The 7,212-nt window shown below is 71.8% G+C and carries 6 protein-coding genes and 1 pseudogene; 3 read left to right on the top strand and 4 right to left on the bottom strand.

Features of this window, described 5'->3' with window-relative positions; genetic code table 11:
• Positions 1-153 precede the first annotated feature (153 nt).
• Positions 154-387 (top strand): annotated as a pseudogene (locus tag UK82_RS32300) (integrase core domain-containing protein); the annotation flags it as partial.
• 87 nt (positions 388-474) lie between these two features.
• Here the strand turns inward: UK82_RS32300 and UK82_RS30370 are convergent.
• Positions 475-1,344, bottom strand: a complete 870-nt coding sequence (locus tag UK82_RS30370) for a rhomboid family intramembrane serine protease (RefSeq protein ID WP_044888499.1) — start codon at positions 1,342-1,344, stop codon at positions 475-477.
• Positions 1,345-1,520: 176 nt separating this feature from the next.
• Here UK82_RS30370 and bioA point away from each other — a divergent pair, with 176 nt between their 5' ends.
• Positions 1,521-2,807 (top strand): adenosylmethionine--8-amino-7-oxononanoate transaminase, encoded by a 1,287-nt coding sequence (gene bioA, locus UK82_RS30365; RefSeq protein ID WP_044888493.1) that lies wholly within the window; start codon positions 1,521-1,523, stop codon positions 2,805-2,807.
• 711 nt (positions 2,808-3,518) lie between these two features.
• Entirely contained in the window at positions 3,519-4,841 is a 1,323-nt protein-coding gene (locus UK82_RS30360; protein ID WP_236706626.1) for a diguanylate cyclase, read from the top strand.
• A 40-nt stretch (positions 4,842-4,881) separates the two neighbouring features.
• On the opposite strand, the gene UK82_RS30355 is transcribed toward UK82_RS30360, so the two are convergent.
• The 3 genes from UK82_RS30355 to UK82_RS41155 all read right to left on the bottom strand — a co-directional run.
• Positions 4,882-5,712, bottom strand: coding sequence for a bifunctional 5,10-methylenetetrahydrofolate dehydrogenase/5,10-methenyltetrahydrofolate cyclohydrolase (locus UK82_RS30355; protein ID WP_044888494.1), 831 nt, complete (start codon positions 5,710-5,712; stop codon positions 4,882-4,884).
• 298 nt (positions 5,713-6,010) lie between these two features.
• Positions 6,011-6,610 carry a TetR/AcrR family transcriptional regulator gene (locus UK82_RS30350; RefSeq protein WP_052681601.1) on the bottom strand — a complete coding sequence of 200 codons (600 nt, stop codon included), beginning with the start codon at positions 6,608-6,610 and terminating at the stop codon, positions 6,011-6,013.
• 250 nt (positions 6,611-6,860) lie between these two features.
• A partial coding sequence (locus UK82_RS41155) for a hypothetical protein (RefSeq protein WP_044888495.1) occupies positions 6,861-7,212 on the bottom strand: 352 nt, incomplete at its 5' end.

Below are 7,212 nucleotides of genomic sequence, written 5' to 3'. Positions count from 1 at the left end.
CGGCACACGTTCCCGACCAAGCTGACGCCGGGAGGAGGCGTGATCTTTGTTCCGAAACTTGCGATCAAGATTCCGATCTTATCTTAGTGGCATTGGAGTAACTACACCTCGGAGGAGTTCGCGAGGACCCTTGTCACGCTCGGCCTCCGGCACTCGGTCGGACGGACCGGAATATGTTACGATAACGCAATGGCGGAGTCGTTTTTCGCCGCCCTGAAGAACGAACGTGTCCACCGCACCTCCTACCCCACTCGCGAACACGCGCGCCGAGACATCACCCGGTACATCGAGTTCCACTATAACACCCGCCGACTCCACTCCGGGCTCGGCTACAGAACACCGCAAGAAGTCCACAACGAATTCCTGAACCGTAATGATGCGGCCTAAAACCGACTGATAGAATGTGTCCGGAAAACGCGGGGCCGATCAACACCAACGGCCCCGCGGAACCAGGCCACCCCACTTCAAAGAAAATCAGTAGCTCCGGCGATGCCGGGCGGCGGCGGAGGCTCCGGTTCCGCGGATCCACCGGTGCTGCGGCACCCGGGGCGGCGTGCCCGGTCCGGCCGCGCGTAGCTGACGGATGAACGGCGCGACGAGCAGCGCCCCGACTATGAAGCCGACGACGTGCGCACCATAGGCGACCGCGCCCCCGTCGGCGACGCCGAATCCCGTGAAGTACACGTACTGCAGCGCGAACCAGAAACCGAGGACGATCCAGGCCGGCAACCAGAACGGCAGAAAGAACAGCACCGATACCAGGCCGATGACACGAGCTCTGGGGAACAGGACGAGATAGGCGCCAAGCACCCCGGCGACGGCACCTGAGGCGCCGATCAGGGTGCTCGACGACCCGCTTTCGAACAGTGCGAAGCCGTAGGTCGCGGCGTACCCGCAGACCAGGTAGAACAGCAGGTAGAACAGCCTACCCATGCGATCTTCGATGTTGTTGCCGAAGACTCCGAGAAACAGCATGTTACCGATGAGGTGAAGCCAGCTTCCATGCAGGAACATTGCGGTCAGTACCGAGAGAACCGGAATCTTGTCGAAGCTCGGCGGCGTCTGCACGATGCATCCGGGGTTGCCGGCGGCGTCGACGCCGATGTGGCCGGAGTAGGCGGCGGAGAGCTGGGCGTTGTGCACCAGCTCCCGGGGTATCGCGCCCCACTCCTGGAAGAACCGTTGCTGCTCGCAGACGTTCTGTGGGGTCGAGGTCCCGATTCCGGCGACCGAGCTCACCACAGGCTCGAAGAAGATGAAGATCACTACGTTCGCGGCGATCAGCAGCCAGGTGACGATCGGCCGCCGGCTCAGCGGGTTGATGTCGTGAATCGGGATGACCACGCCGCCCATCCTGCCCGGTGCGCCGGGTGGCGTCGCCGTCGGGCACGGCTGGTGGACGTCGCGGCTGGTGGGGGGCCGGTAGGCCCGGCGGTTGGGGCCCGGTGTGGCGTGACGTGCGTCGCGCACGCATCGCCCGGGAAGGCCGCCCGCGTCGCCGATGCACCAGAGTAGGAGGGGTGAAGCCCTCCTCCGATCTCGTGGCCCGGGACCGCCGGGCCGTCTGGCACCCCTACGCCGCGGCGTCGCACACCGGGCCGCTGTTCGCCGTGTCGTCCGCCGCGGGGGTGCGCCTCACGCTGACCGACGGCCGCGAGCTGATCGACGGGATGTCGTCGTGGTGGGCGGCCATCCACGGTTACCGGCACCCCGTGCTCGACGAGGCCGTGCGCACCCAGCTCGGGTCGATGTCGCACGTGATGTTCGGCGGCCTGACCCACGAGCCGGCGGTGCGCCTCGCCGAGACGCTGGTGGCGATCACCCCCGAGCCGCTGCGCCGGGTGTTCCTCTGCGACTCGGGATCCGTCGCCGTCGAGGTGGCCATCAAGATGGCTTTGCAGTACTGGACCGGCCGGGGTCGGCCCGAGCGGACCCGGCTGCTGACCATCCGTCGTGGCTACCACGGCGACACCTCCGGCGCGATGTCCGTCTGCGACCCGGACGCCGGGATGCACCACCTGTTCAGCCAGCTCCTGCCGCGCCACCTGTTCGCCCCGGCGCCGAGGCGCGCCTACGACGAGCCGTGCGAGGACGCCGACGTTGCCGAGTTCGAGCGGCTGCTCGCCCGGCACGCCCACGAGCTCGCCGCGGTCATCCTCGAACCGGTGGTGCAGGGCACCGGGGCCATGCGTTTCTACGCACCCGGCTGGCTCGCCCGGGTGCGTGAACTGTGCGATCACCATGGGGTGCTGCTCATCGCCGACGAGATCGCCGTGGGCTTCGGCCGGTCGGGGGAGCTGTTCGGCTGCGACCACGCCGGGATCAGCCCCGACATCATGTGTCTGGGCAAGGCGCTGACCGGCGGTTACATGTCGATGGCCGCAACGCTGTGCACCGACGAGGTAGCCGCCGGCGTGTCCGACTCGCCCGCCGGGGCGTTCATGCACGGCCCGACGTTCATGGGCAACCCGCTGGCGAGCGCCGTCGCGAACGCCAGCGTCGAGCTGCTGCTGTCCTCGCCGTGGCGGGCGCGGGTCACCGAGATCTCCGCGGGGCTCACCGCGGGCCTCGCCCCGGCGGCAGAGCTGGCGGGAGTGGCCGACGTGCGGGTGCTCGGCGCCATCGGCGTGATCGAGACGCGGGAACCGGTCGATATGGCGGTGATCCAGCCGTTGCTGGTGGAGCTCGGCGTCTGGGTGCGGCCCTTCGGCCGGCTGGTCTACACGATGCCGCCGTTCATCACGTCGCCGGCGGACGTTGCCACCCTGACCGGTGCGATGGTCGAGGCGGTCGCCCGCACCACCTGAGGAACTGGTCCTCGGCTGGTCCGCGGCTCGGCCGACTCTGGTCCCAGACGCGGAGCCATGCCGTTTCCCGGGCGTGTCGTGTGTGGTCTCTCCGCGGGCGTCGTGGCGTGGACGACGGCCGGTGGGCCACGGCGCGGGCCCTTTCGTCGCCCCATTCGTCGTCGCAGGTCAGATGCCATTTCCGGAACGAGTTCGGGGCCCGTCGCGGCGGGAGAATGCGGCCGGCCGCCGCCGCGGAGCAGTTAGCCGCGCCATTGCGACGGTTGCGAATGACGCGAACGTCTTCGTACTCTTCGTTCTCAACGATTCACTGTGAGTAGCAACGACGAGGTTGGATTCACCGGGCGGTTCCGGCCGACCACGGCCGCGGACGAGAACGAGGAAGGCCATCCGCCAATGCCGTTACGCCTACGACTGCCACGTCGCCCGAGTTGCGTACTGCTGGGCGGCGCCCGCCGGGTGTGGCGACGGCTGCGGGTGCGCACCCCGCGGGCGCAGCCCCGCCCCTCTGCCGCCTGTCCGCCGGCGCTGCGCATGGCCGGCCTTGACCTTCCCGGCGCTGACCTTCCCGGCGCTGACCTTCTCGGCGCTGGCCTTCTCGGCGCTGAGGTCGGCGGCTCCCGGAGCGGGAGCGCTGGGAACGGCGGCCCGCGAACCGACCGGAGCCGCCGGTGGCGGGTCGGTGGGGACCGACCGCCCCGGCCAGGTCGGGTGCTACCGCAGCTGGTCGGGCGGGGCTGGATGCTGTGGCGCGCACCGCGGACGGTCGTGCGCCGGGTCGTGGGGGTCACGCTGTGCTGGGCCACGCTGGTCGGCGTCGCGATCGCCGGGCTGCGGCCACGCTGGGTCGACGTGCTCGCGTTCGCCGCGTTCGTCGCCCTCGGGGGGTTCGCGGTGGTCGTGGCCGGGCGGCTGGGGGCCGACCTCACCGTCTCCCCGGCCGCCCGGCATGACCTGCTCGCCACCTGGACGGTGGCCGTCGCCGTGCTGCTGCCGCCGTTCTACCCGACGGTGATCGGCCTGCCGCTGTGCTGGCTGGCCGGCCGCGCCGACCCGATCCGCCCGCCGCACCTACGGATGTTCCATGCCGCGGCGCTGGGCATCGCCGGCTTCTGCGCGTCCAGCGTGCACCTGCTGCTCAGCCCGACCAGGGGACCGTTCACCGTCGAGGGCCTGGTCGGCTCGGGCTCCGCGGCGCTGGCGTTCCTGTCCGCCGTGGCCGTGTACCCGCTGGTCGCCGGTCTGCCCGGGGTCGGGATGGCCCGATCGGGCCGGGGCGACGGCCTCGATGCGTGGCTCGGGGGAGCGCCGTCCGGCGCCGACGTCCATCGCCCGGCCGGGCGCCCCGCGCGGGCGCCGCGGCGCGCCCGCCGCGAGCTCGTGCCGGCGCGGGCCGCCGAGATCTGCTCGTCGATCGTGGTGGCGGTGCTGTGGGCGGCGAGCCCGTTCCTCATGCTGGCCGTGACCCCGCCGGTACTGCTGCTGCAACGCAGCCTGCTGCACGCCGACCTGCTGCTCGCCGCCCGCTCGGACGCGAAGACGCGGCTCGCCAACGCCGCCTACTGGCACCAGGTCGCCGAGCGCGAGATCGGCCGAGCGGCCCGCACCGGCCGGCCGCTGTCGGTGCTGCTCGTCGACATCGACCACTTCAAGCGGGTCAACGACCGCTTCGGCCACCTCATCGGGGACGTCATCCTGCTCGCCGTCGCGGACACGCTGCGGGCCACGGCCCGGCCGCGGGACCTCGTCGGCCGCTTCGGCGGCGAGGAGTTCGTCATCCTGCTCACCGAGGCGGGACGAGAGCACGCCCTCGACATCGCCGAGCGGATCCGCCGCCAGGTCGCCGGCACCCGCTGCCGGCTCGACGGCCGACCTCCGCTGTCGGTCACCGTGTCCGTGGGCGTCGCGACCCAGGACGGGCCGCCCGGCGACCTGTCCGCGCTCATCGCGCGCGCCGACACCGCCTTGTACCGGGCGAAGGCCGACGGCCGCAACCGGGTCCGCCTCGCCGACCCGCTGTGCGCCCCGGCCTAGCTGTGCGTCCCGGCCTGGCTGTGTGCCCCGGCGCGCGGCGTCAGTCGGCGCGGGCGGCTCGGATCGTGTTGCGCAGCAGCAGCATGGTGGTCACCGGGCCGACTCCGCCCGGCACGGGGGTGAGGGCACCGGCGACCGAGGCGATGGCCGCGGCGTCGACGTCGCCGACCTGGCCGGCGGCGGTGACCGCGGTGCCGACGTCGATGACCGTCGCCCCCGGCCGGACGAACCCGGCCCCGATCAGGCCCGGTACCCCCGTCGCGGACACGATGATGTCGGCCTCGTGCGCGATCGTCACCAGGTCCTTCGTGTGGGAATGGCAGACGGTGACGGTCGCGTCCTCCGCGAGCAGCAGCAGCGAGACCGGCTTGCCGACGACCGGCCCACGGCCGATGACGCACACCCGAGCGCCGGCCATCGGGATGCGGGCGCGGGTGAGGATCTCCACCACCGCGGCGGCGGTCGCCGGGGCGAAGCCCGGCAGCCCCAGGGCGAGCCGACCCAGGCTCTCCGGGTTCATCCCGTCCACGTCCTTGGCGACGGGGATGTGCTCGCCGACCTCGCGGGAGCTCAGCTCCGCGGGCAGCGGTGTCTGGACGATGATCCCGTCGACCAGCGGGTCGGCGGCCAGTGCGTCGACCGTGTCGAGCAGCGCCGCGGCCCCGGCGGTGGCTTCGTGCGGCTCGCAGCGAACCCCGACCTTGCCGGCGGTCCGTTCGATGATGTGGGTGTAGGAGCGGGCGGCCGGATCCGCGTTCGGTAGGACCACGGCCAGCGTCGGCGTCTTGCCGGCAAGCATCAGCCGCTCTGCCTCGTCGATCACGTACCGGCCGATCTCGGCGGCCATGGACCGCCCGTCGAGCAACCTCATCCGGTGCTCCGATCTCGTCGTCTTCGTTCGTCGGCGTCGTCAGGCCGGCCCGCGGCGCCGGTTGCTCGACCCGCCGTCCGCGGTCACCCGCGGGTGGCGCCGCGGCGGCCCACCGTGAGAATCTGGGGCGTTTCGCGCGGGCGGCTCGGGGCCACGGGCTCGCTCGTACCGTAGCAAGGCCGCGCCGGGCCGTAACCGTCACGGGGTACCCGTCACGGGTTAGGGTGCTCGTGCCCGGGACGTCCCGCCGCCGGCCTCGGGCCCGCCGCTGCGGCGGACGACGACTATCGGGGGACGACTATCGGGGTAGGTCGCGCAGGATCAGGTCGAGCCCGGCGAGGAACTGCGACTCGTTGTCCTCCCGCAGGTGCGGGGCGACGTCGGACAGGTCCGGATGGAGCTCCGCCGGCGGGCGCACCTGGGCCACCGGCCCACCGCGGGCGCCCGCCCCCTCCTTCTCCACCGCGCGGGCGAGCTGGCGGGCCTCCGACAGGGTGTGGCCGAGGGTGTAGAACAGCAGCGTCTGGTAGACGTTGGCCGCGTCCGCCGGGTCCATGCCGGCGCGGTGGAGCTGGGCGACGGCGTGGTCGGAGCGCTCCCAGTAGGCGCCGACGCCCGGCGGGCGGCGCAGCACCAGCGGGGCCAGCGTCGGGTGGGCCAGCAGCGAGCGGCGGAGTTGGCGGAAGTTCGCGCGGATGTCGGCGCGCGGATCGTCGGTCTCCGGCAGGTCCGCGACCCCGTCCCGGATGACGCTGTCGACGAGCGCGTCGAGCAGGGCGTTCTTGGTGGCGAAATGCCGGTACATCGCGGTCGGGTCGCAGTCGAGGAACCCGCCGAGAGCCCGCATGCTGAACGCCCCCGCGCCATTGGTGTCGACGACCTCCATCGCCGCCGCCATCAGCACCTCGCGCGACAACGTCCCCCGTGGCGTCCGCCGCGACCGTCCCCGCCGGCCCGCGTCCGCATCGGACGGATCGGCTGTGATCGCGCGCTCGCCGTCCGGAGGTGATGCGTTCGCCGGGACGGCCTCGGCCGCCTCATCGGCGGCAGCATGGTCCGTCGGACCCGACCTGTCGTCGGGGTCCGCCCCATTCGCTGGATTTTCCTCGGTGTCGTCGATGCCGTCATGATAATCAACGATGTTGACGTCATCCCGCGACGCGCCCAGGAGGCGGCAGCGGCAGCGGGGCGTCGGGCAGGAGCCGGTGGATGGCCGGGACATAGCGGTCAAGATCGCCTGGTTCGAAGCGGACGTTCTTGATGATCCACCAGAAGGCGCCGTCAGGTTCACCCACCAGTTTGTAGGCGTCGCCGGCCAGCAGGACGGCCCATCCCGCCGGCATGGGAATCAGGGACGCGATGGCGTTCCCGGTAGCGGCGTCCCACAGCCGGGCGGTGCGATCCGCGGCGGCGGTGGCGAGCAGGGTGCCGTCGGGGGAGAAGGCGACCGAGCGGACCGGGCGGTCGTGGCCGGCCAGGGTGCGTAGCGGGTGGCCGGTG

It is taken from the genome of Frankia sp. ACN1ag (genome assembly GCF_001414035.1).
In the GTDB taxonomy this organism is placed as follows: domain Bacteria; phylum Actinomycetota; class Actinomycetes; order Frankiales; family Frankiaceae; genus Frankia; species Frankia torreyi.
Note: the sequence above shows the minus strand (reverse complement) of the source record. Positions and strands in the feature narration are given on the sequence as shown.